We start from the raw sequence: 24,739 nt of genomic DNA, 5'->3' as shown, positions 1-24,739 counted from the left end.
CGGCCGAGGCACGCCCGCGCCCCACGGTGTCCGTCGCGCCGGGTGACATCTCCTCGTACGACACCTACGACACGACTCCGGTGCCGCTGACCTGGCTGTACGTCCCCGGGGACCGGCCGGAGGTGGTGCTCAAGGCGCTGGGCGCCGGGGCGGACGTGGTGATCGTCGACCTGGAGGACGCGGTCGCCCCGGGCCGCAAGGAGTACGCCCGGTCCGCGACCGCCGAACTGCTCACCGATCCGGTGACCTGCGCCGAGGACGCCGTTCCGGTCCATGTCCGGGTGCACGGGGAGGACGACGTGCGGGCGCTCGCGGGGCTGCCGGGGCTCTCCGGCATACGGCTCCCCAAGGTCACGCACGCCGCGTCCGTGCACCATGTGGCGGCGCTCGCCCCGGGGGTCGCGCTCTATCCGCTGCTGGAATCGGCGCTCGCGATCGAGCACGCCTACTCGATCGCGACGGCCCACCACGACGTGCGGGGCATCGCGATCGGGGAGTCGGACCTCCGCGCCGATCTGGGCGTACGGGACGACGTCGGGCTCGACTGGTCGCGCAGCCGGGTCGTGGTGGCGGCGCGGGCCGCCGGGCTGGAGCCGCCGACGCAGTCGGTCTTCCCCGACGTGCGCGACCTGGACGGGCTCTGGGCCTCCTGCGGCCGGGGGCGGGCGCTGGGGATGCTGGGGCGGGCGGCGATCCACCCGCGCCAGCTTCCGGTGATCGAGCGGGCCTTCCGGCCGACCGACCAGGAGCTGGAGGCCGCCGAGGAGATCGTGGCGGCGGCCCGTACGGACGCGGGCGCGCTGGCGCTGCCGGACGGCCGGTTCGTGGACGCGGCGGTCGCCGCCGCCGCACACCGCACCCTGGCCCTCGGGCGGCGGACGGCCGCGTCGGCGGGGGCCGGGGCCTCCGCCGGCTGACGGGCCCGCGCCCGGACACGAGCCCCGGCAGCGGGCCCGGACACGAGGAAGGCCGCCGCACCCGGTGGGGTGCGGCGGCCTCGTGCTGTCCTGGGGCTCAGCTCGTACCGGCGGTACGGGCGGCGCCGTCGGTCTCCGGCTCGTCCGCCGCGCCGGTCACGGCGTCCGCGCTGTCGGCCCTGTCGGACTTCGGCGCGTCTGCCTTCGCCGCGTCGGACTTCGCCAGGTCGGCCTTGGTGGCGTCGGTCGTGCCCTCGTCCGTCGCGTCCGCCTCCGCGTCGGTGGTGGCACCGGTTGCGGTGCCCGCGTCGCCGTCCTCGTCCGGGTCCCGGGGTTCCACGATCTCCTCGCGGCCCGGTCGCACCCTGGCCGAGATCACGATGTACGTGACGGCCAGGGCGAAGACGATGAACGCGGTCCACACGTTCAGCCGCAGGCCGAGCACGTGGTGGGCCTCGTCGACCCGCATGTACTCGATCCAGGTCCGGCCGGTGCAGTACGCGGCGACGTACAGGGCGAAGGCCCGGCCGTGTCCGAGGCGGAAGCGGCGGTCGGCCCAGATGACCAGCAGGGCGACGCCGACGCACCAGAGCGATTCGTAGAGGAACGTCGGGTGGTACGTGCCGGCGACCCGGTTCGGGGCCTCGCTGATCTTCAGGCCCCACGGCAGGTCGGTCTTGCGCCCGTAGAGCTCCTGGTTGAACCAGTTGCCCCAGCGCCCGATGGCCTGGGCGAAGGCGATACCGGGTGCGAGGGCGTCGGCCCAGGCCGGCAGCGGGATGCCCCGGCGGCGGCAGCCGATCCAGGCACCGACCGCGCCGAGGGCGATGGCGCCCCAGATGCCGAGGCCGCCCTCCCACACCTTGAAGGCGTCCACCCAGTTCTGGCCGTCACCGAAGTAGAGCTCGTAGTCGGTGATGACGTGGTAGAGACGGCCGCCCACGAGGCCGAAGGGCACCGCCCAGACGGCGATGTCGGCCACGGTGCCGGCTCTGCCGCCCCGGGCGATCCAGCGCTTGTTGCCGAACCAGACGGCGACGAAGACACCGATGATGATGCAGAACGCGTAGCCGCGGAGCGGGATCGGGCCGAGATCGATCACGCCGGTCGACGGGCTGGGAATGAAGGCAAGGTTCATGACGGAACCGACGCTACCCTGCCGGGCCGCGCGGGCGGCACGTCACCCGGCAACGTCTGGGTAACAGGGCTGGAATCCACTGTCCTCCGCCCCGACCTGATCAGGAGCCCGGGGGCGTCGGAGTGAGGGTGCCGGCCGGCTTGCCCTTGTTCGCCTCTTCCACCCACTTCTTGAGGTTGGCGACCGAGATCTGCTCGTCGCCCTTCTTCGGGAAGATGGACTCGCCGTTCAGCAGGGCGGTCGGGGTGCCCTGGAAGCCGCCCTCGCTGAACGCGGTGTTCGACTTCGCGACCCAGGCGTTGTGCTTGCCGTCCTCCACGCAGGCGCGGAAGGTCGGGGTGTCGAGGCCGGGGACCTTCTTGGACAGGTCGATCAGGGTGCTGTCCTTGCCGAAGGCGTCGTCGGTCTCGGCGGGCTGGTTGCTGTAGAGGACGTCGTGGTACGCCTTGAACTTGCCCGCGTCCTGGGCGCAGGCGGCGGCGTTCGCGGCGCGCACCGAGCCCGTGCCGCCCATGTTGCCGTCGATGATCGTGGCCAGGTGGTACTCCACCCGGAGCTGTCCGCTGTCCGTGAGCTCCCCGATCGTGGCGCGGAACGCGCTCTCGAACTGGGCGCAGACGGGGCAGCGGAAGTCCTCCCAGATGGTGAGCGTGGACGGGGCGTCGCTCGCTCCCACCGGGATGGCGAGGTCGTCCTTGCCGGTGGCTCCGGACGGGGCGACGACGGGGGCGGCGGCGCTGTCGTCGTCGTCCCCGGCGTTGGCCGCGATCAGGCCGATCACGGCGGCCAGCGCCAGCACGCCGACCACCGCACCGGCGACGATCAGGGTGCGGCGGCGGCGCTCGCGCGCCTTCTCCCGCTCACGCTGCTGGACGAGCCGGTCACGCGCGGCCCTTCTTCCTTCATGGTTCTCGCTCACACCCGCAGCAACGAACCGGGGAGGCACTCGCGTGCCTCCCCGGTCCCAGTCCACCCGTACGGGTGATGCCATACGTCAGCGCTTTCGAACACCCTCGGCGAGTTCGCCCGCGAGGGCCTTCACCGCGGCCGTACCGGCGGCGGCGTCGGGGGCGTCCAGGATGGCCTTGACGAAGGCCGATCCGACGATGACGCCGTCCGCGAACCCGGCGACCTCGGCGGCCTGGGCCGCGTTGGAGACGCCGAGACCGACGCAGACCGGGAGGGAGGTGGTGGCGCGGGTGCGGGCCACCAGGTTCTGGGCCTGGTCGCCGACGGACGCGCGGGTGCCGGTGACGCCCATGAGGGAGGCGGCGTAGACGAAGCCGGATCCCGCCGCCGTGATGGTGGCGAGGCGCTCGTCGCGGCTGCTGGGGGCGACGACGAAGACGGTCGCGAGGCCGTGCTTCTCCGCGTTCTCGCGCCACACCGCGGACTCCTGGACCGGCAGGTCGGGCAGGATGCAGCCGGCGCCGCCCGCGGCGGCCAGCTCGGCGGTGAACCGCTCGATGCCGTAGCGGTCGATGGGGTTCCAGTAGGTCATCACGAGGATCGGCGCGCCGGTCGCCTCGTACGCCTCGCGGACCGTGCGCATCACGTCGGCGATCCGCACGCCGCCGCGCAGCGCGATGTCGTCGGCGGTCTGGATGACGGGGCCGTCGAGGACCGGGTCGCTGTGCGGCAGGCCCACCTCGACGACGTCCGCGCCACCGGCGACGGCGGCCTTGACCGCCTCGATGCCACCCTCGACGGTCGGGAAACCGGCCGGGAGGTAGGCGATGAGGGCCGCGCGGTCCTCGGCCTTCGCGGCGGCGAGGGTGGTGCCCAGCAGTTCGAGGTTTCCGGTGTGTCCGGTGTTGCCGTCGGTGCCGCTCACTTGACGTCCTCCTCGATCTCCGCGCCGGTGCCTGCCGCGTCCGCCTCGACGGCCGCGTCCGTGTCGTACAGCCCGAAGTAGCGGGCCGCCGTGTCCATGTCCTTGTCGCCGCGCCCGGAGAGGTTGATGACGATCAGCCCCTCCTCGCCCAGCTGCTTGCCGATCTCCAGGGCACCGGCGAGCGCGTGGGCGCTCTCGATGGCCGGGATGATGCCCTCGGTGCGCGAGAGCAGCCGCAGGGCCGACATCGCGGCGGCGTCGGTCACCGCGACGTACTCGCCCCGGCCGACGTCCTTGAGGTACGAGTGCTCCGGGCCGATGCCCGGGTAGTCCAGACCGGCCGAGATGGAGTACGGCTCGGTGATCTGGCCCTCGTCGTCCTGGAGGACGTAGCTGCGCGAGCCGTGCAGGATGCCGGGTTCGCCCGCGGTGAGGGTCGCCGCGTGCTCGCCGGTCTCGACGCCGTGCCCGGCGGGCTCGCAGCCGATGAGGCGGACGGACTCGTCCTGGAGGAAGGCGTGGAAGAGGCCGATGGCGTTGGAGCCGCCGCCGACGCAGGCGACGGCGGCGTCCGGCAGCCGGCCCGCCCGCTCCAGGATCTGGCGGCGGGCCTCCACCCCGATGACCCGGTGGAAGTCGCGGACCATGGCCGGGAAGGGGTGCGGACCGGCGACCGTGCCGAAGAGGTAGTGGGTGTGGTCCACGTTCGCGACCCAGTCGCGGAACGCCTCGTTGATGGCGTCCTTGAGGGTGCGGGAGCCGGACTTCACGGCGACGACCTCGGCACCGAGCATCCGCATGCGGGCGACGTTGAGCGCCTGGCGCTCGGTGTCGATCTCGCCCATGTAGATGGTGCACTCCAGGCCGAACAGCGCGCAGGCGGTCGCGGTGGCGACGCCGTGCTGGCCGGCCCCGGTCTCGGCGATGACCCGGGTCTTGCCCATGCGCTTGGTGAGGAGCGCCTGGCCCAGCACGTTGTTGATCTTGTGCGAGCCGGTGTGGTTGAGGTCCTCGCGCTTGAGGAAGACACGGGCGCCGCCCGCGTGCTCGGCGAAGCGGGAGACCTCGGTCAGGGCGCTGGGGCGGCCCGTGTAGTTGACCATGAGCTCGTTGAGCTCGGCGGCGAAGGCGGGGTCGGCCTTGGCCTTGTCGTACTCGACGGCGACCTCGTCCACGGCGGCGACGAGCGCCTCCGGGATGAACTTGCCGCCGTAGGCGCCGAAATAGCCTTCGGCGCTGGGGATCAGACCCTCGGGGTCCGGAACGAAGAAGTCAGAGGACATCCGACAGTGCTCCTGGAGATGGCAACGGGTGGGTTCACCGGATGCGCCGGGGCGGAGCGGAGGGCCGCCGCGACCGGGGTCGGTCGGGGCGGGTTACGGCACGGCGCGTCGACGCGGCACGGACCCTTGCGGGTGGGTGCGCGGGACGCGGGCGGCCGGGCTCGCGGCGGCGCTCAGCCGGTGCGCCATCGCATGCCGTTGACCTGACCCGGCTCGTCGCCGATGACGTAGCGGACCCGGCGGCCGTGCACCCGGCGGGCGGGCGCGCGGCAGCCCCGGTGCCAGAACGGCGGGGCGCAGCGGCGGGGCTGCGGGTGGTCGAGCGGGAGGAGCGGGGGCCGGCCGCCCCCGTGCGCCGGGGCCACGCGCGGCTCACGCACCGGCGCCCCGGCGGGGCGGGTGCCCTGCGGGGTGGGCGGTGCGGAGCGCGGGGGCCCCGGCGGCGCGGAGGCGGTCACGGCCGGGGTCAGCCCCGTCCGTGCCGGAGCGCGGGGTGGGTGCCGGCGGCGACCAGGTCGGCGACGGCGGCGCGCGGGTCGCGGCCGGTGACCAGCGACTCGCCGACGAGCACGGCGTCCGCGCCCGCGTTGGCGTACGCGATCAGGTCGTGCGGGCCCCGGACGCCGGATTCGGCGACCTTGACGATGTGGTCGGGGATCTCGGGGGCGACCCGCTCGAAGGTGGAGCGGTCGACCTTGAGGTCCTTGAGGTTGCGGGCGTTGACGCCGATCAGGCGGGCGCCGGCGGCGACCGCGCGCTCGGCCTCCTCCTCGTCGTGGGCCTCGACGAGCGGGGTGAGGCCGATGGACTCGGCGCGCTCGATCAGGGAGACGAGCGCCTCCTGGTCGAGGGCGGCGACGATCAGCAGGGCGAGGTCGGCGCCGTAGGCGCGGGCCTCCCACAGCTGGTAGGAGGTGACGATGAAGTCCTTGCGCAGGACAGGGATGTCGACCTTGGCGCGGACGGCTTCCAGGTCCGCGAGCGAGCCGCCGAAGCGGCGCTGCTCGGTGAGGACGGAGATGACGGAAGCGCCGCCGGCCTCGTAGTCCGCGGCGAGCGCGGCCGGGTCGGCGATGGCCGCCAGGGCTCCCTTGGAGGGGCTGGAGCGCTTGACCTCGCAGATGACGTTGACGCCCTCGCCGCGCAGTGCGGCGACTCCGTCCTTGGCCCGGGGGGCGCGTGCCGCGCGGTCCTTGAGCTCGTCGAGGCTGACGCGCGCCTGCCGCTCCGCAAGGTCCGCACGGACGCCGTCAATGATCTCGTCGAGCACACTCACGCGAGCGGCCCCCTTCCGGAACGAACGAATGGTGGAGCAGGATCAACCCTCTCGATGGTATCCGCAGGAGGGCGGCGGGCTCGCATCCGGCCGGTCGGCGTCCCAGCAGGTGGTCGATCAGGGGGCCAGGGCGGTGCCGAACGGGAGGTTCCGTACGACGCTGAAGACCAGCGCCACCGCGCCGATCCCCCACCACCAGCGGGGCGGGACGCTCATCCGCAGGGGCTGCCGGCGGGCGGTGCGCACCAGCCAGAGCGCCCAGAAGGCGGCGAAGAGGACGTAGCCGGCGGTGGCGAGGGCGTTGTCGCCGAGGGCGGTCGTGAAGTCGCCGGTGGCGAAGGCGTGGGCGCTGCGCAGTCCGCCGCAGCCGGGGCAGAGCAGGCCGGTCAGCCGGAAGAGCGGGCAGACCGGGTAGTGGCCGGGTTCGTTGGGGTCGACGGTGGCGACGTACCCGAAGGCGCAGACGACGGCGGCCAGGGTGGCGGCCGGCGCCGCGAACCGCAGCGGGCCGTGCGCCGGGCGGCGCCGGGCGTACGGGGGTGTGTGCGGGGGCGCGTACGGACCCGGCCCGGCCGGGGCGTGCCCGGTGGGGCTTCCGGCGTCCGGGGACGTGGAAGGGGGCCGGGGCGGGGGCGGCGGGGTCGCGGCGGGGAGGGGCGAGGCGTCCACCCGCACGATTGTGCCCCCCACGCGCGCAGAGGCGCAGCCCGGGGCGGGCCGCGCCTCTCGTGTCGCGTGGTCGCGCCTGCGGGGCGGGGCCGCCGCCCGTACGGGCGGAGCCGCCGCTCCGGGGCGGTGTCAGTGGCTGGGCTGGGCCTCGCCGGCGCGGGCGCGGGCGGCGGCGTACTCCGGGGACTCCTTCGGCATGCCGAGTCCGGCCATCTTCATCGCCAGGCCCACGACGGCGCCCAGGAGGGTCACGCCGATGCCGGCCCAGAAGCCGGCCGGGTTGGCCGCGACCATGAAGACGCCTGCGACGCAGAAGCCGATGAACGAGATGATGACACCGGTCCAGGCGGCCGGGGTGTGTCCGTGGCTGCTGCCCGCCATGAGTTGCTCCTCGTTGGTGTTGCGCGGTGTGTACCGGGGCTTGCGGTGGTGAGGCCCGCCCCCATTGTCCCGTACGCGGAGGCGGGACGTGAGCTGGGGGTGCCGGTGCTTCGCGTCGTGTCCGGGTGCTTCCTAGCCGGTCGGGTCCTCGCCCCGGTCCAGGGCCTTCCACAGCTCCTCGGGCCGGTCGGGGTCCCGGGGGGTCGCGGGGGTCTTGCGGGGGGGGGGGGTGCCGTCGCGCTCGTACCGGCCGGACATGGTGGGCCAGCGGCTCCCGAAGCGCAGCGCAAGCACCCCCGCGACCAGGATGAACAGGCCGCCCAGGGCGGTGACGAAGGGCCACGCGGTGTGGCTGAGGGCGTCGACGGTGGCGGCGGCGTCGCCGGTGGTGGCGGCTGCCTTCTCGTCCAGGGCGGCGCTGTCCGAGGCGCCGGTCCAGGCGCTGAGCCCGGCGCCGAGGCCGCTGACGGCCAGCAGCCCGGCGACGACGTAGCGCCCGGTGCCCCGGACGGCGAAGACCGCGACGAGCGCGGCGAGGCCGACGATCGCCAGCGCGGCGGGGGCGCCGGTGACGTCCTGGCCGTCGGCGGTCAGCGGAAGGCCGCCGCCGGCGACGGCCGCCTCGCCCCGGGCCCAGGTCTGCCCGGAGGCGAGCAGGACGACGGCGGACCCGACCGCGCCGAGGAGCAGCCCGAGGGCCAGGCTCCGGCGGCTGCCGGGGGCGTCGGACGCGGTGGAACGGGCACGGGGCTGGGGTACGGGGACGGCGCTCACGCCTTCCACTATCCCCTACCGCCCCGGAGCCCGTCGGGTGCCCCCTGATCGGCCGCCGCTCCGCCGGGGGTCACCCGAGGGGAGCTCCGTGGTCGCGGAGCCGGTTGGCCGTGTGGACGGCGCGGAGCACGGCGGCGGCCTTGTTGCGGCACTCGTTGTCCTCGGCCACCGGGTCGGAGTCGGCGACCACACCGGCTCCGGCCTGGACGTAGGCGGTTTTGTCGCGGAGCAGCGCGGTGCGGATGGCGATGGCGGTGTCGGAGTCGCCGGCGAAGTCGAGGTAGCCGACGCAGCCGCCGTACAGCCCCCTGCGGTTGGGTTCGAGCTCCTCGATGATCTGCATGGCGCGCGGCTTGGGCGCTCCGGAGAGGGTGCCGGCGGGGAAGCAGGCGGTGAGGACGTCGAAGGCGGTGCGGTCCTCGGCGACGCGGCCGGTGACGGTCGAGACGATGTGCATCACGTGGGAGTACTTCTCGACGGACATGAAGTCGACCACTTCCACGCTGCCGGGTTCGCAGACGCGTCCGAGGTCGTTGCGGCCGAGGTCGACGAGCATGAGGTGCTCGGCGCGCTCCTTGGGGTCGGCGAGGAGTTCCTCGGCGAGGGCCTGGTCCTCCTGCGGGGTGGCGCCCCGGTGCCGGGTGCCGGCGATGGGGTGGACCATGGCGCGGCCGTCCTCGACCTTGACGAGGGCCTCGGGGCTGGAGCCGACGACGTCGAAGCCGTCGAACCGGAAGAGGTACATGTACGGCGACGGGTTGGTGGCCCGCAGCACCCGGTAGACGTCGAGCGCGCTCGCGGTGCAGGGCGTCTCGAAGCGCTGGGAGGGCACGACCTGGAAGGCCTCGCCGGCCCGGATGCGCTCCTTGATGTCCTCGACGGCCTCCTGGTAGGCGGGGCCGCCCCAGAGGGCGGTGTACGGCGGCAGCTCGGAGGGGGGCAGCAGGGCGGGGGCGTTCTCGACGGGGCGGCGCAGGTCGCGCTCCATGGCGTCGAGCCGGGCGACGGCGTCCTCGTACGCCTCCTCGACGCCGCTCTCCAGGTCGTTGTGGTTGATCGCGTTGGCGATCAGCAGGACGGTGCCGTCCCAGTGGTCGAGGACGGCGAGGTCGGAGGTGAGCATCATGGTGAGCTCGGGGAGGCCCAGGTCGTCGCCTCCGTGGTCGCCGATGCGTTCCAGGCGGCGCACGATGTCGTAGCCGAGGTAGCCGACCATGCCGCCGGTGAAGGGCGGCAGGCCCTCGGTGCCCGCGAGGTCGCGGGGGGTGTGCAGCGCCTCGGTGGTGGCGCGGAGCGCCTGGAGCGGGTCTCCGTCCAGGGGGACGCCGACGGGCGGCGTGCCGATCCAGTGGGCCTGGCCGTCGCGGGCGGTGAGCGTGGCGTGGCTGCGGACGCCGATGAAGGAGTACCGCGACCAGGTGCGGCCGTTCTCCGCGGATTCCAGCAGGAAGGTGCCGGGGCGTTCGGCGGCGAGCTTCCGGTAGAGGCCGACCGGGGTGTCGCCGTCCGCGAGGAGCCGTCGGACGACGGGGATGACGCGGCGGTCCACGGCCAGCTTGCGGAAGGTGTCGAGATCCATGTCGGCCGGCCTCACGGGGTGTCGGTGTCGAGCAGGACGTCGCGGTCGAAGCAGGTGCGCGCACCGGTGTGGCAGGCGGCGCCCGTCTGGTCGACCTTGACGAGGACGGTGTCGGCGTCGCAGTCGAGGGCGACGGAGACGACGCGCTGGGTGTGGCCGGAGGTGTCGCCCTTGACCCAGTACTCCTGGCGGCTGCGGGACCAGTAGGTGCAGCGGCCGGTGGTCAGGGTGCGGTGCAGGGCCTCGTCGTCCATCCAGCCGAGCATGAGCACCTCACCGGTGTCGTACTGCTGGGCGATGGCGGGGACGAGTCCGTCCGCGCCGCGCTTGAGGCGCGCGGCCACGGCGGGATCGAGGTTTCCTGCGGGCGGGGTACCGGGCGTACCGGACGGGGGCGTGCTGCTCATGCGCCCCATTGTGCCGCGCGCACGGGTGGCGGACGGCGCCCGGTCCACTGGGCGGACCCCGTGCCGCGGTCGTAGGCTGGCTGGCATGTCGACCCATGCGAAGCGTGAACGTCTTTTGCTCGCGGACCTGTTGGAGGCGGCCGGCCCCGGGGCGCCGACCCTGTGCGACGGCTGGCTGACCCGGGACCTCGCCGCGCACGTGGTGGTGCGCGAGCGCCGGGCGGACGCCGCCGCCGGCATCGTGGTGGGGCCGCTGAAGGGCCGGATGGAACGGGTGCGGCAGGAGTACGCGGAGAAGCCGTACGAGGAGCTGATCCAGCTCATCCGCACGGGTCCGCCGCGCTTCTCCCCGTTCGGCCTGAAGCAGGTGGACGAGGCGGCCAACACCGTGGAGTTCTACGTGCACGCCGAGGACGTCCGCCGCGCGCAGCCCGACTGGTCGCGTCGGGAGCTGGACCCGGTCTTCGCCGACGTGCTGTGGGCGCGGATGGAGCGGACCGCCCGGATGCTGGGGCACCGCTCGCCGGTGGGGCTGGTGCTGCGACGCCCGGACGGGCGGACGGCGGTGGCGCGGAAGGGCACTCCGGTGGTGACGGTGACCGGGGAGCCGGGCGAGCTGCTGCTGTTCGCGTTCGGGCGGCAGTCGGCGACGACGGTGGGCCTGGAGGGCGAGGAGGAGGCGGTGGAACGCCTCCAGCTGTCGCAGCTGGGTATGTGAGCCCCGGCCCCAGCCCCTGCCCGGCCCCGCCCCCGCGCCTCCCGGGAGTCGTCAGGCCCGCGGCGCGTCGTGGAGGGGCGGTGCGCCGGCCGCGTGCCCGCGGGGTCCGGTGGTGCCGTTCCGGCGGACGCTCCCGCGCGGCAGGCCGGGGCGGCGGGAGCCGAGGCGGGCGAGCAGAAAGCCGGCCGGGATGGTGACGAGCCCCGGGGTCTGCAGCGGGAACCAGTGGAAGTCGCGGTCCGGGAAGAGCGCGATCGGGGTGCCGGAGACCGCCGGTGAGAACGCCATCAGCAGCACGATCAGCGGCAGGGTTCCGTAGACGGTCCAGCGCACGCCGCGTGCGGTGAAGCCGGTCCGGAAGAGGGCGTTCAGCAGGACCGGCGGCAGCACGGACGCGGCGGCGGCGAAGGAGAGCGAGAGCAGGACCTGCGGGTTGCGCTCGTGGGTGTACGCGGAGACGAGGACGGCGAGCGCGCCGATCGCCACGACGGCCCAGCGGGCCCGGCGGATCTCCCGGGCGGACGCCCGGCCCTCCCCGTGGGCGCCCGTGTGCGCGGCGAAGTCCCGGGCGACGCTGGAGGCGGCGGCGAGGGTGATGCCGGCCACCGCGGCGAGGGTGGTCGCGAAGGCGGCGCAGGCGACGACGGCGAAGAGCAGGCTCTGGCGGGGGCCGGCCGCGCCGGGGTCGAGCGCGCCGGTCACCATCAGCAGGGCGGTGTTGCCGCCCGGGTCTCCGGCGCGCAGCGTGTCCGCGCCGAGCAGGGCCGAGGCGCCGAGTCCCACGACGACGATCCCGGCGCAGAGCACGGCGACCGGGGCGACGGCCCAGACCCGTACCCGGCGGGCCGTGCGCGCGTCGGGCAGCGGGTGCAGCCGCATCGTGAGGTGCGGCATGCAGGCGGCCCCGAGGAGCAGGGTGATCTGGAACCCGATCAGGTCCAGCGCCCCGGTGCCGGTGCGGCCGAACTGGGCTCCGGGCGCGGCGTAGTGGGAGCCGGCGCCGCTGCCGTCGCGGGCGGCGTCGAAGAGCTCGGAGGGTGACCAGCCGTACCGGGCGAGGACGAGTCCGGCCAAGAGCGTGACGGCGGCCACCACCACGCCGACCTTGAGGATCTGGACGTACCCGGTGCCGCGCATCCCGCCGAAGGCGGAGTAACCGACCATCAGGGCCCCGCTGGCGACGGTGCATCCGGTCACCGCGCCTTCGGGGAGTCCGAACATGGCCGCCATCACCTTGCCCGCGGTGGTGAGTTGTACGAGCAGGAGCGGGGCGAGCACGGCCAGGGCGGCGACGCCCAGCGCCCTGCGGACCGAGGGGTCCCCCAGCCGCTCGGCGAGGAAGTCGCCGAGGGTGAACACCCCTGCGGCGCGCAGCCGTTCGGAGAGTACGCGTAGGACGAGCGCCAGCGAGGCGACGGTCGCCAGGGCGAAGGTCATCCCGTCGAATCCGGCGAGCGCCACGGAGCCGGTGGTGGAGAGCAGGGTGGCGGCCGAGATGTAGTCCCCGGCGACGGCGAGCCCCCCGCCGACGGGCCCGAGTGCGGCGCCGCCCCCGGCGTAGAAGTGTTCCGGGTCGTCCTGGTCGGCGGCGGCGAGGCCGCAGAGCAGCAGGGAGAGCGCGACGAACCCGAGGAAGATCACCACTGCGAGGGAACGCGCGTCGGCAAGGGAGGACATGGGCGGTACGCCACCAGTGCGCCCGGAATCCGTACAGGACACGGGCGTTCGGCGATGCGCCGCTACAGGGGGCGGGTCCGCACCTTGTGCGCGGCCACAACCGGCCGGCCCGTGAACAGGGCCGCGACCGGCCGCGGTGTCAGCCGGTGAGCAACCGCCGGGCGGCGAGCGCCAGGCAGACCTCCACGGCGTCCGCCGGGCGGGTCAGGCAGCGTCCGGAGAGCTGCTCGAACCGCCGCAGCCGGTTCAGCACGGTGTTGCGGTGGCAGTAGAGCCGCGCCGCGGCGCGCTGGGCCGAGCCGTCGGCTTCGAGCCAGGCGGTGAGGGTCTCGATGAGAATGTCCCGGTCGGCGGGGTCGATTCCGTCGAGGGGGCCGAGCACCCGGTCGGCGAGCGCGGTCCCGAGCGCGGGCGAGGAGACGACCAGTGCGGTGGGCAGGTGCTCGTCGAGCAGGACGAGCCCGCCGGAGGCGGGGCAGGCGCGCAGGGCCGTCTCGGCGAGCCGGCGGGCCTCGCCGAGCGCGGCGAGGCCCTCGACCGCGGAGCTGACCCCGACGGCCGTCCCGGCCGGGACGGCCGTCTCCGCCGCCAGGCGTGCCAGCGCGTCCTCCGTGCCGGATCCGGCGCTCTCCTCCGGCGTGTCTCCCGCGCCGGGTCCGGCGGCGCCCGGGTGCGGCGCACCCGTGGATTCGAGTGCGACGACGGCCAGTTCGGCGTCGGGTCCGGTGTGCCAGAGCGCCACGGCCCCGGCCGGGAGGACCACGGGCGGGGAGGTCGCGGCGTGCGGGGCGCGGTGGGCCGTGCGTACGGCGAGGACCGCGTACCGGCCGTCCTGCGGCAGCCCGAGCATGGCCGCGGCGTCGGGCAGGTCGGCGATGCGGGCGGTGCCGTCCAGCAGCGCGGCGGTCATGAGCCGCTGCCGGTTCTCCCGCTGCCAGTCGATGCGCCGTTCCGCCTGCCGGTAGGCCTCGGTGAGGACTCCGCAGTGTTCGTCCACGAAGTTCCACACGTCGGCGGCGACATGGACGAGGAGGCGGACGTCCTCGGGGTCGCGGCGGGCCGTCTCGTCCACGAGGCCCTGCCACACCATCGCGCCGCCGAGGCGGAACGCGTGCAGGACGGCGTCGAGCGGGACGCCCTGTTCGGCCCTGACCCCGCCGATCCAGCGGGTGGTGCGGTGGGCGGCCTCGCGGAACTCACGGGGCTGGATCAGCGAGCCGACGTTGTGGCGCAGCGAGTGGTGGACCTCCTGCCAGATGTCGGCGCGCGAGGACTCGATCGCCGTACGGTAGCCGGGCTCCTGCTCGTACAACGCCTCGACCAGCCGTTCCGTCAGTTCGGGCAGCTCTTCGAGGAGCACCCGGGCCGAGCGGTGCAGCACCTCGACCGACTCCCGGTCGGCGAGGGAGCGGAAGCGCCTGGGCAGCGGCGCCACGGGCGGCGGCGTGTGCAGCGCCCTGATCCGAGGACGTACGACCTGTGGCATGGGGGCCTCCACCGGGAATCGGCCGGGCCCGGGGGCGCCGGGCCGGGCGCCCGGGCCCGGCAGGGGCGCGAGCGCGACCGAACGATCCTGACGCCCGCAGAATGACATACCGGCCAGTCGGTACCTAGGGGTGTGCACGGTTCTCGTCATCACGGTCCGGCAACCCGCCGGACACATTCGGCCACCGGAACAGTCTTCAACTCCCCATCAACCGCGCCAGTTCGGTACGGGAGCGGACGCCCAGGGCGGCGAAGACGTTGCGCAGATGGTGGTCGACCGTGCGCGGGCTCACCGAGAGCCGCCGGGCGATCTCCCGGTTGGTGGCCCCCTCCGCGACACAGCGGGCGACGCGCTGCTGCTGGGGGGTGAGGGCGTCCAGCGGCCCGGTGTCGGCGGCCGGGGCGTCCACCGCCTCCCCGGCGGCGCGCAGTTCACCGGTGGCCCGGTCCACCCAGGCGCGGGCGGAGCAGCGTTCGAAGCCGACGAGCGCGTCGCGCAGCGGGCCGCGCGCCTCCCGGGTGCGGCGCCGCCTGCGCAGCCACTGGCCGTACAGGAGTTGGGTACGGGCGCGCTCGAAGTCGCCGCCGGCCCGGTCGTGATGGGCGAGCGCTTCGGCGTACCGCGCCTCGGCCTCGTCGGCGGAGGCCAGCAGCGCGCGGCAGCGGGCGAGTTGGGCGAGGGCGTGCGGGTCGACGGTGCGGCCGGTCCAGATGGCGAACTCGCGCACCGCGTCGGCGAGTTCGTCCGCCCACTCGGTACCGCGGCCGGCCAGCACGGCGGCTTCGACGTAACACGGCAGGGCGAGCATCCGGATCCCGAAGTGGCCGTGGCGCGGCCCGGGGCGCACCAGCGGGGCGAGCCGGGCAGCTGCCTCGCCGGTGCGTCCGGCCGCCAGGTCCGCGCGGGCGACCGCCCAGGTGGCGAGGGTGGCGGCCTGGACGAGTCCGTGCGGTCCTGCCCCGGCCAGCGCGGCGTCCGCGTGGGCCGCGCACGCCTCGGCGGGCCCCTCCACCGACGCGGTGAGCGCGAGCACCGCGTGCAGGTGGGTAGTGGCGTTGGACTGCCCGGTGCGGCGGGCCGCGTGCAGGCCCTCCAGCGCATGCGCCCGCGCCCTGGCGTGGCGCCCGGCCCGGAGTTCGGCGTAGGCGAGCTGTTCGAGGGCGTGCGCGAGAAGGACCTCGGGGCCCCTGCTCCGTACGGCGGCGAGCGCGCGGGCCCCGGCCCGGCAGGCGCTCTCCGCCTCGCCGACGACCAGCGCGCAGGCGCCCGCCCGGAGCAGCGCGCGGGGTTCCCCGTCGGCCTCCGCGGCGCGCAGGCACTGGGCCAGCAGCTCGTGCCCCTCGGCCATCCGTCCCGCGAACACCGCCCGCACGCCCGCGAGATAGGGCGTGACGGCCGGGTCGTGCGGGCGGCCGGGGATCCGGTTCAGGGCGTCGAGGTAGGCGATGGCGTCGCCGCTCGCCCAGGCGGCCTCGGCGGCGGCGAGCAGGGCGGCGAGGGCGCGCGCCGGGTCGTGGGGCGCGAGGCGTGCCGCGGCGGCGAGCAGCGCCTCGCGGGCGTCGGCGGCCGGGCCGTCGCCCAGGGCGAGCATCCCGTACGTGTAGGGCGCGGGCCCGCCCGGCAGGTGCCGGGGGCCGCCGTCGGGATCCTGGGCGACCCGGGCGAGGAGGGCGCGGGCGCGGCCGGTGTCCCCGGCGAGGCGGGCGTGTTCGGCGGCCTCGGCGAACCGGTGGGCGCGGTGCGCCTCGTCCGTGGAGAGCAGGGCGGCACGGGTGAGGGCAGCCGCGCGTTCGGCGTGCGGCCGGGGCGCGGTGGCCGCGCGTTCCAGCGCGCTCGCGAGGGCGGCGTCGGGTGCCGGGGCCGCGCAGGCGCGCTGCACCAGGGAGGGCAGCGGGTGCGCGGAGACCTGCCCGAGGAGCGCGGCGAGGAGTTCGTGGGCGGCCCGTCGGTGCGCGGGCGGGGCGTGCCGCAGCACCGCGCGGCCCAGCAGGGGGTGGCTGAAGTGGACGCGGCTGCCGGTGCGTTCGAGGACCCCGGGGATGCCGCCGGGCCCGAAGAGCGCGCGGTCGAGCAGGGCGGCGCCGAGCCCGGCCCGGTTGCCGGCCCGCAGCAGGAGTCCGGCGTCCGCCCCGGTGCCCTCCTGCTCGTGTTCCTGGGCCGCGGCGGCCAGCAGCAGGAGCGTCCGGGTCTCGGCCGGGAGCCCGTCGAGCTGGGCCGCGTGGGCGTCGAGCACGCTTTCGCCGCCGGGCAGCGGAAAGGGCAGCACCGTGCGGCCGGCCAGCTGGTCCGCGGTGAGGTGCCCGACGAGCCCGGCGAGCAGCCGCGGGTTGCCCGCCGCCTCCCGCAGCAGCTCGCCGCGGACCACCGGGTCGATGTCGGGCGTCCGGCCGGTGAACCGCTCCAGCAGGCAGGCCGCCGCCTCGTCGTCGAGCGGGCCGAGGCGCAGCGCGGGCAGCCCGGCGAAGCTGGTCTCGTCGGCCGAGGCGATCAGTACGGCGGCCCGGCTGCCCGCCCCGAGCCGACGGGCCGCGAAGCCGAGGGCTTCCCGGGACCGGGGGTCCCAGGCGTGCGCGTCGTCCACGCAGACCAGCGCCGGCCGCTCCGCGCCGCTCTCGCGCAGCAGGGCGAGCAGCGTGTCGGGCGTGATGCCGGAGCGCAGCACCCGGTCGGGCGGTACGGACAGCGGGCCGGGGGCCGCGCAGAGCAGGGCGTGCAGCCCGCTGTGCGGGAGGCGGCGCTCCGCGGGGACGGCCGTCGCCCGCAGCACGGGCCCGCGACCCCGGGCGCGGTGTGCCTCGGCCGCAGCGTCCAGCAGGGCGCTGCGGCCGAGGCCGGGCGGCGCGGTCACCACGAGCGCGCCGCCGTCGCCCTGCGCGAGGCGGTCCAAGAGGGTTTCCACGATGGCGAGTTCACCGCTGCGGCCGTACAGCCGGAGCGGACTGTGCACGGTCGTCGAGTGCGTCACACCGGCACGTTACTTCCGCGTAAACAGGGGCGGAAGACGCGCGTCCGCTCCTTCCGCCCGCGCGGCCGGGTACGGTGCGCCGTCCCAGGAGAACGGCCTCCCGGCTGTGCGCGCGCACACCTTCCGGTGCGCCTGCCGGCCACCGGCATACGTTCGTGCCATGACGACACCACCGGACACCGGGCACCCCGCCGAGCTGCGCACCGAGGACGGACTGACCCTGCGGTACTGGTCCTGGTCCCGCGACCCCGACCCGGCCCTGCCTCCCGTGGTGCTGCTGCACGGGTTCGCCGCGCACGCCCGGCTGAACTGGGAGGGCCCGGGGGTGGTGGAGGCCCTTCTGGCGGCCGGCCGCCGGGTGTTCGCCCTGGACGCCCGGGGCCACGGCGTCTCCGACCGGCCGCACGACGAGTCCTTCTACGGCGAGGAGTTGATGGCGGCCGACGTCCAACGCCTGGCCGACCGGCTGTCCGTGGACGCGTACCACCTCGCCGGGTACTCCATGGGCGCGGTCGTCGCGCTGCTGACGGCGGCCACCGACCCCCGGGTCACCCGGCTGGTGGCCGGAGGCGTCGGCGCGGGCGTGGTGGAGGTCGGCGGCCTGGACACCCGGGCGATGCCTCCCGAGCTGGTGTCGGCCGCGCTGACCGCCGACGACCTGACGACCGTCCCCGAACAGGCGCGTGGCTTCCGCGCGCTGGCCGATGCCACCGGCTCCGACCGGTACGCGCTGGCCGCCCAGATACGCGCGGCGTTCCGGGGGCCGGTGCCGCTGGCCCGGATCGCCGTGCCCACCCTCGTACTCGCCGGGGAGGCGGACCCACTGGCCGTACGCCCCGAGGTGCTGGCGGGCGCGATCCGGGCGCCCGGGTCACCGTCCTCCCGGGCGACCACCTCTCGGTGGTGCGCGAACCGAGGTTCGCCGCCGCGATCACGGAGTTCCTGGCGGCGGGTCCCGACGGCCGGATGCGGTGACGCCCTCAGCGGGCCGCCGGCCTGCGTGGAGCACGGAGGCGGGGAGCCCAACCCCGCCCTCATACACCGGCGTCGGACTCCCTCGCCGGGTGCGCGCGGCCCATCCCCGACAGTCGGTCATTCAGGTGGTGCGGCTGCTCTCCTCCGCCGAGGGTCGTCGCACCTCGAAGTGGAAGCACCCGTATTCCAGTGCCCTGACGTGTACGAGCACCACGTCCGGATCGTCGAACGCTTCGTCGAAGGCCGCATCGAAACCGGCCGTGGCATCGGCCGGAATCTCCAGAAGGCGGCCACCTGCGATAAACCCCCGGGCGTCATAGCGGCGCACGGTACGCAGGGCGCCTGGCCGGGCGAAGGGGTAGTCCTCGCCGGGGGTGAACCCGCCGCAGTCGTCGGCGTGGATGAAAACGGGCCCCTGTTCGTCGTACGCGCCCGGATCCGCACCCTCCGTGGCGGCCCAGCGACGCAACGGGGCGTACGAGACGAGGGCGATCCGCTCGCCGGGCGTGATGGGGCGCAGGCAGCAGCGCAGCGGAGATCCCACGTCGTCACCGGTCGAGACGTACGGGGCGCAGGGACGGCCCGCGTCGTCGACAAGCCGCAGTTCCTTCAGGACGGCTGCGTCGACGGGGAGCACGGTGTAGGCGGACATGTGCCCATGCTGGACCGGCGCGTGGCCGGTTGCTGGCGGGAAAGCGACGTCACGTCGGTGCACGCCCGCACGGATGGCCGGCCCCGCACGAATCGCCGGCCCCGCACGTCCGCCCGCCGAACGCGGTCCGCCTTCCGCAACACGCTTCAGGGCTGTCCCGTGATCCGTGGCGGATCAGTATCCACCGGGGATCACGGAACAGCCCTCAGGCCTTGCCGGACGCGAGGCGTCGGCCGTGGTCGAACAGCTTGCGCTCCACCACGTCCGGCGCGGTCCCCCACCGCTCGGCCCATCCGTGCGCCAGGTCGAGATACCTCGCGTAGGTGGCCGAGTTCCATCGGTCGCCGACCACCCACGTCTCGTCCGGCCGAAGGTCGCCGAGGGCCCGCACGACGTTGCGGTCGATGATCAGAGGCCAACGCCCGCCCGCAGGACGGTCCGCGGTGGCGAAGTACAGGAACTTGCTGAAGAACGCCGGACCCAGGTGCTTCACCCGGCCGCGCGGATCGTTCAGCACCCGGTACGCGGCGACGGGGTCCCCGCGTACGACCTCGGCCCGGGCGAGGGCGATCCGCTCGTCCAGCCGGGGCGGATCGTTCTCACGGAAGATCCTCGTGCGGCGGGAGACGCCCCAGGCGTTGATGCCGGTCCCCCACACCAGGGCGGAGAGCAACAGGTCCCGCCCGCCCTCCGGCGTGGTGGCGTGCGCGGCTGCCGCGAACACCGTCCGGCGGTCTACGGTCGGCCATCGGCCCGTCCGGGGCAGGCCGGCCAGGCGGTCGGGCCACCGTTCGCCGCCCGGCAGCCCGGCGATCCACCGGTCGGGGTTGAACGGAACGGCCTGCCCCAGTACGTACGGCTCCCGGTCCGGGAGCGGGCCGCCGAACAGCTCGTCGGCCGTGGTCATCCGGTTTCCTCTTCTCCCGCGTACCGGGGGCCCGCGCTCCCCCGGTACCGCACCCGCGCTCCCTCGACCGCTTCCCGGACGCTCCCGCGCGCGGCGCCCCGGACGTTGAGCGGCGGTCTCCACCGGACGATCAACTCGTCCTCCACCTCACCCGGACCGGGGTGCACCGCCCAGGTGAGCGAGAGGTGTCCGTGCATCCACTCCGTGAGCCGCCGCTCGTCCTCCGGCACCAGGACCACCCGGTCGGTCCAGGTGGTGCGGTAGCCCTCGGTGTCCATCAGCAGCCCCGCCAGGGTCCGCCGCAGGGTCGAACTCCCGGAGCGCCGCAAATGGTTGGAGCTGATACGGCTCCGCAGGCGGGTGGCCTTGCCGAGGTAGAGCAGCCGCCGCCCGGGGTCCTCGGAGTTCGCGGGTCCCGGGAACGAAGGCAGCACGCCCGGCGGCGCCCACCAGGCGTACAGGCCTGCGGAGTTCGGCGCGTCCTCCGCTGACCCGGGCAGCGACCGCGGCGCGGCGGAAAGCGATTCGATGGCCCGCCGCACGTCTTCCCGCTCCGTCATGGCCGCAGGATAGGGGACGGCGCACGGTACGGGCCCCGGATTCCCCGGACCGTATCCGAGGGCTCCCCGGGAACCCGGAGGGAGCGTATGGCAGAGTGGCCCGGCTGTCGCAGGGGGAACCACGCCCGCGAACGCCCGGACGGACGGGCGGGGGATGCGGAGGACCGGCGGCGGCGCGGGGGCCGTGGACAACTCCCGGCCGCTCGGGCCGTGGACACCCCCCGGCCCTCTGCCCCACCTTCCGCACCACCCTTTCCAGGAGTACGTCATGAACGCCAAGCGCCACCGCCTGCTGCTCGCCGCCGTCACCCCGCTGCTCGCTCCCGGGGAGCGGGTCGAGGTGGCGACCATCGTGAACCTGAGGACGGTCTCGGTCCGCAGGACCGCGGCCTTCGCGGTGGCCTCGGCCGTTCTCAGCGCGGGAGCGATGACCGTGATCCCCGTACCGGTGCCCATGTACCTGGTCATGACCGACCGTCACTTCTTCGTCTTCCGGGCCAACCCGAACATCGCCCGGACCGGGGAGCACCTGATGACGTTCGCGCGGGCCGGCCTCGTCCGCACCGAGGTCAAGGAGCGCGTGCTCAACTCGTCCTTCGTCGTCTCCTCGCCCGACAGCGAGCAGGGGATGCGGATCGTCTTCCCGCTGGTCGGCCGGAAGGACCGGAACGCGATAGCCGCGGCCGTGCCGGTGGCGGGCTGACCTGGACGCCCGGCCCGCGTCCGGGGGCCGGGACCGCCGCCTGCCCGGCCCCCGGGCGCACACGAGGAGCCGGACCGCCGCGTACGGCGGTCCGGCTACCGGTCGTACGGCCCTACGAGGTGTGCGGGCAGGTACCCCTGTACTCGGCGATGCTCAGGCTCGCCGAGGGGATCGGGCAGAGGAACTGCTCGTAGCGGGTGTCGTTGTCGATGAAGCGCTTCAGCCACGAGACGCTGTACTTCGCGATCGTCGTGTTCGAGGTGTTCGGGGTGAAGTGGGTGGCCGCCCGCAGCTCCAGGTACGCCTTGTCCAGTGTGCTGGGCAGCGAGTTGTAGAACGGCTTGGAGTGGGTGAGCACCGGGGCGATGGTGTCGCCGTCCGCGCCGATCACCAGGGTGGGCGTGCGGACCTCGGGCCAGGTGGTGTCGAGGTTCCAGCCGGTGAGCGGGATCGCCGCCTTGAGCGAGGTACGGCTCTTCGCGGCCTCCAGGGTGCCGCCGCCGCCCATGGAGTGGCCCATCACGCCGAGACGTGAGGCGTCGATCCGGGTGCGGACCGAGCTGCGCTCCGTGAGGTAGTCGAGTGCGGCCAGGAGTTGGCGCCCCCGGCTGTCGGGCTGGTCCAGGGTGGTGTTGGTGTCGATGGTGAAGACCACGAAGCCCTGGGAGGCGAGGCGCGGGCCGAGCCACGCGATGCTCGACTGGTAGGCGGTGAACCCGGGCGAGATGACGACCGCGCCGAAGGTGCCGTCCGCCGTGGACGTCGGGTAGTAGATCGTGCCGCCGCCGAAGCCGGTGACGCCGAGCGAGGAGACGGAGGTCTGCGAGGTGGCGTAGGAGCCGCGCAGTGCCTCGATGCTCGCGGTGGTCGGGGCGGGACCGCGCTCGTAGGGGTTGGTGGCGGCCTGCGCGCCGGCGGGGCTGAACGCGGTGAGCAGGCCGGCGGTGACGGCCGCCGCGGCGAACAAGCCCTTGACGGCCCGGAGTCGGCTCGTGCGGGTCCGGTGGTACGGAGGGGTGTCGCCGGAGGTGAGGAGCTGCTGCACGGGGGGATCCTCTCGGTGGGGGCGTACCCCGCCGGGCGTCTCCCGGTGGCCGTGGTCCAAGGCTCCGGGGTGCTCCGCGTGGTACCGCTGCGTCGTTCGCTGGCGTTGCCCACCCTGGCGCCGCTCCCCGGCGTCACGCATCGGCGATATCGCCGGTCTCCGCGCGATGCCGCCCGTGCTCGTGGACGCCGAGGGGGCGGGTGGGGGACGGACGTCCGTCCCCCACCCGCCCCCTCGGGCGTGTCTCAGCGGACCGGGTGTCCGGCCTCCCGCAGGGCGCCCTTGACCTCTGAGATCCGCAGGTCGCCGAAGTGGAAGACGGACGCGGCGAGGACCGCGTCGGCGCCGGCCCCGACGGCGGGGGCGAAGTCGGCGAGCCGGCCCGCGCCGCCGGAGGCGATGACGGGGACGGAGACGTGGGCGCGTACCGCCCTGATCATCTCGGTGTCGTAGCCGTCCTTGGTGCCGTCGGCGTCCATCGAGTTGAGCAGGATCTCGCCCGCGCCCAGTTCGGCGGCCCGGTGCGCCCACTCGACGGCGTCGATGCCGGTGCCCCGGCGACCGCCGTGCGTGGTGACCTCGAAGGTGCCCTCCGGGGTGCGGCGGGCGTCGACGGAGAGCACGAGGACCTGGCTGCCGAAGCGTTCGGCGATCTCGCGGATCAGCTCCGGGCGGGCGATGGCGGCGGTGTTGACGCCGACCTTGTCCGCTCCGGCCCGCAGCAGCTTGTCGACGTCCTCGGGGGTGCGGACTCCGCCGCCGACGGTGAGCGGGATGAAGACCTGCTCGGCGGTGCGGCGGACCACGTCGTAGGTGGTCTCGCGGTCACCGCTGGAGGCGGTGATGTCGAGGAAGGTCAGCTCGTCGGCGCCCTCGGCGTCGTACAGCTTGGCCATCTCGACGGGGTCGCCCGCGTCGCGCAGGTTCTGGAAGTTGACGCCCTTGACGACCCGGCCCTTGTCGACGTCCAGGCAGGGGATCACGCGTACGGCGAGGCTCATCGGTCGCCTCCGCGGTAGGCCTCGACCTCGACCTCGACGACGAGGCTGGGGTCGACGAGACCGGAGACGACGACCATCGTGGCGACCGGCCGCACGTCGTCGAAGAGCTCCTTGTGGGCGCGGCCGACGTCGTCGGCGTCCCGGGCGTGCGTGAGGTACATGCGGGTGCGGACGACGTCCTCGCGGCCGAGGCCGGCCTTCTCCAGGGCCGCGAAGGCGACCTCGAAGGAGGCGACGGCCTGCTCGTAGGGAGAACCGGCCGAGATCTCGCCCTTGACGACGGAGGTGCAGCCGGCCACCAGGACGAGGCCGCCGGGGAGTCCGACGGCACGGGCGTAGCCGAACTTCTCCTCCCAGGGGGCCCCGGACTGGATCCGGCGCACGCCGGAGGCGGCCCCGGAAGCCGTGGGTGCCAAGTCCGTCATGCGGCGACCGCCTTGAGCGCTTCTTCCAGGGTGAACGCCTTGGCGTAGAGCGCCTTGCCGACGATCGCGCCCTCGACGCCTTCCGGCACCAGCAGGGAGATCGCGCGCAGGTCGTCCAGCGAGGAGACGCCGCCGGAGGCGACGACCGGGCGGTCGGTGGCGGCGCAGACGTCGCGCAGCAGGCCGAGGTTGGGGCCCTGGAGGGTGCCGTCCTTGGCGATGTCGGTGACGACGTAGCGGGCGCAGCCCTCGGAGTCGAGGCGGGCGAGCGTCTCGTAGAGGTCGCCGCCGTCGCGGGTCCAGCCGCGTCCGCGCAGGGTGGTGCCGCGGACGTCGAGGCCGACCGCGATCTTGTCGCCGTACTGGGCGATGACCTTGGCGACCCACTCGGGGGTCTCCAGGGCGGCGGTGCCGAGGTTGACGCGGCGGCAGCCGGTGGCGAGGGCCGCCTCCAGCGAGGCGTCGTCGCGGATGCCTCCGGAGAGCTCGACCTTGATGTCCATGGCTCCGGCGACCTCGGCGATCAGGGCGCGGTTGTCGCCGGTGCCGAAGGCGGCGTCGAGGTCGACGAGGTGGAGCCACTCGGCGCCGGCGGACTGCCAGGCGAGGGCCGCCTCCAGCGGGGAGCCGTAGGAGGTCTCGGAACCGGACTCGCCGTGCACGAGGCGGACGGCCTGTCCGTCGCGGACGTCGACGGCGGGAAGGAGTTCAAGCTTCGGCATTACAGCGTCTCGATCCAGTTGGTCAGCAGCTCGGCACCGGCGTCGCCGGACTTCTCGGGGTGGAACTGGGTGGCCCACAGCGCGCCGTTCTCCACGGCGGCCACGAACCGCTCTCCGTGCGTGGCCCAGGTGACGCGGGGGGCACGGATGTTGGCGTTGGTGACTTCGAGGGTCCAGTCGTGCGCCGCGTACGAGTGCACGAAGTAGTACCGGGCCTCGGGGTCGAGTCCGGCGAAGAGCTTGCTGTCCTCGGGGGCTTCGACGGTGTTCCAGCCCATGTGCGGGACGACGTCCGCCTTGAGCGGGCCGACGGTGCCGGGCCACTCGTCCAGGCCCTCGGTCTCCACGCCGTGCTCGATGCCCCGCTCGAAGAGGACCTGCATCCCGACGCAGATGCCCATCACCGGCCGGCCGCCGGAGAGGCGGCGGCCGATGATCCAGTCGCCGCGCGCGGCCCTGAGGCCGCCCATGCAGGCGGAGAAGGCGCCGACGCCGGGGACGAGGAGTCCCTCGGCGTTCATCGCCTTGTCGTAGTCACGCGTTATCTCGACGTCCGCGCCGACCCGGGCGAGCGCCCGCTCGGCGGAGCGGACGTTGCCGAAGCCGTAGTCGAAGACGACGACCTTCTTCTTGTCGCTCATCGTG

General features: G+C 74.5%; 25 protein-coding genes and 1 pseudogene. 4 read left to right on the top strand and 22 right to left on the bottom strand.

Annotation, left to right across the window (positions count from 1 at the left end; translation table 11 throughout):
- The first annotated feature begins 47 nt into the window (after positions 1–47).
- Entirely contained in the window at positions 48–917 is an 870-nt protein-coding gene (locus tag ACFWEE_RS19875) for an HpcH/HpaI aldolase/citrate lyase family protein (protein WP_386890747.1), read from the top strand.
- 97 nt (positions 918–1,014) lie between these two features.
- Here ACFWEE_RS19875 and lgt read toward each other — a convergent pair whose 3' ends face one another.
- The 11 genes from lgt to hisI all read right to left on the bottom strand — a co-directional run bounded on the left by lgt (position 1,015) and on the right by hisI (position 10,258).
- Positions 1,015–2,055: a prolipoprotein diacylglyceryl transferase gene (gene lgt, locus ACFWEE_RS19870; RefSeq protein WP_386890726.1), complete on the bottom strand. Its 1,041-nt coding sequence runs from the start codon at positions 2,053–2,055 to the stop codon at positions 1,015–1,017.
- A gap of 100 nt (positions 2,056–2,155) precedes the next feature.
- On the bottom strand, positions 2,156–2,974 hold the full coding sequence (locus ACFWEE_RS19865) for a DsbA family protein (protein ID WP_386890724.1): 819 nt from the start codon (positions 2,972–2,974) through the stop codon (positions 2,156–2,158).
- 75 nt (positions 2,975–3,049) lie between these two features.
- The gene (gene trpA / locus ACFWEE_RS19860) at positions 3,050–3,889 is read right to left on the bottom strand and encodes a tryptophan synthase subunit alpha (protein ID WP_386890722.1); all 840 of its coding nucleotides are present in this window, start codon (positions 3,887–3,889) and stop codon (positions 3,050–3,052) included.
- Positions 3,886–5,172: a tryptophan synthase subunit beta gene (gene trpB, locus ACFWEE_RS19855; RefSeq protein WP_386890720.1), complete on the bottom strand. Its 1,287-nt coding sequence runs from the start codon at positions 5,170–5,172 to the stop codon at positions 3,886–3,888. The genes trpA and trpB overlap by 4 nt, the downstream gene beginning before the upstream one ends.
- 173 nt (positions 5,173–5,345) lie before the next feature.
- Positions 5,346–5,630, bottom strand: coding sequence for a tryptophan biosynthesis modulator TrpM (gene trpM, locus ACFWEE_RS19850; protein WP_386890718.1), 285 nt, complete (start codon positions 5,628–5,630; stop codon positions 5,346–5,348).
- Positions 5,631–5,638: 8 nt separating this feature from the next.
- On the bottom strand, positions 5,639–6,448 hold the full coding sequence (gene trpC / locus ACFWEE_RS19845) for an indole-3-glycerol phosphate synthase TrpC (protein WP_386890717.1): 810 nt from the start codon (positions 6,446–6,448) through the stop codon (positions 5,639–5,641).
- Positions 6,449–6,565: 117 nt separating this feature from the next.
- Positions 6,566–7,117 carry a DUF2752 domain-containing protein gene (locus tag ACFWEE_RS19840; RefSeq protein WP_386890716.1) on the bottom strand — a complete coding sequence of 184 codons (552 nt, stop codon included), beginning with the start codon at positions 7,115–7,117 and terminating at the stop codon, positions 6,566–6,568.
- Between the two features lie 129 nt (positions 7,118–7,246).
- A complete protein-coding gene (locus tag ACFWEE_RS19835) occupies positions 7,247–7,498 on the bottom strand; it encodes an HGxxPAAW family protein (protein WP_386890715.1) in 252 nt (83 codons plus the stop codon).
- A 132-nt stretch (positions 7,499–7,630) separates the two neighbouring features.
- The gene (locus tag ACFWEE_RS19830; RefSeq protein ID WP_386890713.1) at positions 7,631–8,281 is read right to left on the bottom strand and encodes a TIGR02234 family membrane protein; all 651 of its coding nucleotides are present in this window, start codon (positions 8,279–8,281) and stop codon (positions 7,631–7,633) included.
- A 61-nt stretch (positions 8,282–8,342) separates the two neighbouring features.
- Positions 8,343–9,851 (bottom strand): anthranilate synthase component I, encoded by a 1,509-nt coding sequence (locus ACFWEE_RS19825; RefSeq protein WP_386890711.1) that lies wholly within the window; start codon positions 9,849–9,851, stop codon positions 8,343–8,345.
- An 11-nt stretch (positions 9,852–9,862) separates the two neighbouring features.
- Positions 9,863–10,258 carry a phosphoribosyl-AMP cyclohydrolase gene (gene hisI / locus ACFWEE_RS19820; protein WP_386890709.1) on the bottom strand — a complete coding sequence of 132 codons (396 nt, stop codon included), beginning with the start codon at positions 10,256–10,258 and terminating at the stop codon, positions 9,863–9,865.
- 85 nt (positions 10,259–10,343) lie between these two features.
- On the opposite strand from hisI, the gene ACFWEE_RS19815 reads away from it, so the two are divergent.
- Entirely contained in the window at positions 10,344–10,976 is a 633-nt protein-coding gene (locus ACFWEE_RS19815) for a TIGR03085 family metal-binding protein (RefSeq protein WP_386890707.1), read from the top strand.
- A gap of 51 nt (positions 10,977–11,027) precedes the next feature.
- On the opposite strand, the gene ACFWEE_RS19810 is transcribed toward ACFWEE_RS19815, so the two are convergent.
- The 3 genes from ACFWEE_RS19810 to ACFWEE_RS19800 all read right to left on the bottom strand — a co-directional run bounded on the left by ACFWEE_RS19810 (position 11,028) and on the right by ACFWEE_RS19800 (position 17,104).
- Positions 11,028–12,653 carry a cation acetate symporter gene (locus ACFWEE_RS19810; RefSeq protein WP_386890706.1) on the bottom strand — a complete coding sequence of 542 codons (1,626 nt, stop codon included), beginning with the start codon at positions 12,651–12,653 and terminating at the stop codon, positions 11,028–11,030.
- Between the two features lie 139 nt (positions 12,654–12,792).
- Positions 12,793–14,139 (bottom strand): PucR family transcriptional regulator, encoded by a 1,347-nt coding sequence (locus tag ACFWEE_RS19805; protein ID WP_386890704.1) that lies wholly within the window; start codon positions 14,137–14,139, stop codon positions 12,793–12,795.
- 196 nt (positions 14,140–14,335) lie between these two features.
- A complete protein-coding gene (locus ACFWEE_RS19800; RefSeq protein WP_386890702.1) occupies positions 14,336–17,104 on the bottom strand; it encodes a LuxR C-terminal-related transcriptional regulator in 2,769 nt (922 codons plus the stop codon).
- On the opposite strand from ACFWEE_RS19800, the pseudogene ACFWEE_RS19795 reads away from it, so the two are divergent.
- Positions 17,040–17,885: pseudogene (locus ACFWEE_RS19795) on the top strand (alpha/beta fold hydrolase); the annotation flags it as partial. The gene ACFWEE_RS19800 and the pseudogene ACFWEE_RS19795 sit on opposite strands and share 65 nt — an antisense overlap.
- A 315-nt stretch (positions 17,886–18,200) precedes the next feature.
- On the opposite strand, the gene ACFWEE_RS19790 reads toward ACFWEE_RS19795, so the two are convergent.
- The 3 genes from ACFWEE_RS19790 to ACFWEE_RS19780 form a co-directional block, all read right to left on the bottom strand.
- Complete coding sequence (locus ACFWEE_RS19790; protein WP_386890700.1) at positions 18,201–18,731, bottom strand: DUF1203 domain-containing protein; 531 nt, start codon at positions 18,729–18,731, stop codon at positions 18,201–18,203.
- Positions 18,732–18,936: 205 nt separating this feature from the next.
- A complete protein-coding gene (locus ACFWEE_RS19785) occupies positions 18,937–19,638 on the bottom strand; it encodes a hypothetical protein (RefSeq protein WP_386890698.1) in 702 nt (233 codons plus the stop codon).
- The gene (locus ACFWEE_RS19780) at positions 19,635–20,198 is read right to left on the bottom strand and encodes a GIY-YIG nuclease family protein (protein ID WP_386890697.1); all 564 of its coding nucleotides are present in this window, start codon (positions 20,196–20,198) and stop codon (positions 19,635–19,637) included. The genes ACFWEE_RS19785 and ACFWEE_RS19780 overlap by 4 nt, the downstream gene beginning before the upstream one ends.
- Positions 20,199–20,466: 268 nt before the next feature.
- Between ACFWEE_RS19780 and ACFWEE_RS19775 the strand changes: the two genes are divergently transcribed.
- On the top strand, positions 20,467–20,901 hold the full coding sequence (locus tag ACFWEE_RS19775; protein ID WP_386890695.1) for a hypothetical protein: 435 nt from the start codon (positions 20,467–20,469) through the stop codon (positions 20,899–20,901).
- Between the two features lie 112 nt (positions 20,902–21,013).
- Here ACFWEE_RS19775 and ACFWEE_RS19770 read toward each other — a convergent pair whose 3' ends face one another.
- The 5 genes from ACFWEE_RS19770 to hisH form a co-directional block, all read right to left on the bottom strand.
- On the bottom strand, positions 21,014–21,946 hold the full coding sequence (locus ACFWEE_RS19770; RefSeq protein ID WP_386890693.1) for an alpha/beta hydrolase family protein: 933 nt from the start codon (positions 21,944–21,946) through the stop codon (positions 21,014–21,016).
- A gap of 245 nt (positions 21,947–22,191) precedes the next feature.
- Positions 22,192–22,947 carry an imidazole glycerol phosphate synthase subunit HisF gene (gene hisF / locus ACFWEE_RS19765; protein WP_386890691.1) on the bottom strand — a complete coding sequence of 252 codons (756 nt, stop codon included), beginning with the start codon at positions 22,945–22,947 and terminating at the stop codon, positions 22,192–22,194.
- Entirely contained in the window at positions 22,944–23,372 is a 429-nt protein-coding gene (locus ACFWEE_RS19760) for a RidA family protein (protein WP_386890689.1), read from the bottom strand. The genes hisF and ACFWEE_RS19760 overlap by 4 nt, the downstream gene beginning before the upstream one ends.
- Entirely contained in the window at positions 23,369–24,094 is a 726-nt protein-coding gene (gene priA / locus ACFWEE_RS19755; RefSeq protein WP_386890687.1) for a bifunctional 1-(5-phosphoribosyl)-5-((5-phosphoribosylamino)methylideneamino)imidazole-4-carboxamide isomerase/phosphoribosylanthranilate isomerase PriA, read from the bottom strand. Before priA ends, ACFWEE_RS19760 begins: the two co-directional genes overlap by 4 nt.
- Positions 24,094–24,735, bottom strand: a complete 642-nt coding sequence (hisH, locus tag ACFWEE_RS19750; RefSeq protein ID WP_386890685.1) for an imidazole glycerol phosphate synthase subunit HisH — start codon at positions 24,733–24,735, stop codon at positions 24,094–24,096. The genes priA and hisH overlap by 1 nt, the downstream gene beginning before the upstream one ends.
- Positions 24,736–24,739: the final 4 nt, after the last annotated feature.

The organism is Streptomyces sp. NPDC060184 (genome assembly GCF_042728795.1).
GTDB lineage: Bacteria > Actinomycetota > Actinomycetes > Streptomycetales > Streptomycetaceae > Streptomyces.
The sequence above is the reverse complement of the archived record's forward strand: the minus strand, read 5'-3'. Positions and strand labels throughout refer to the sequence as shown.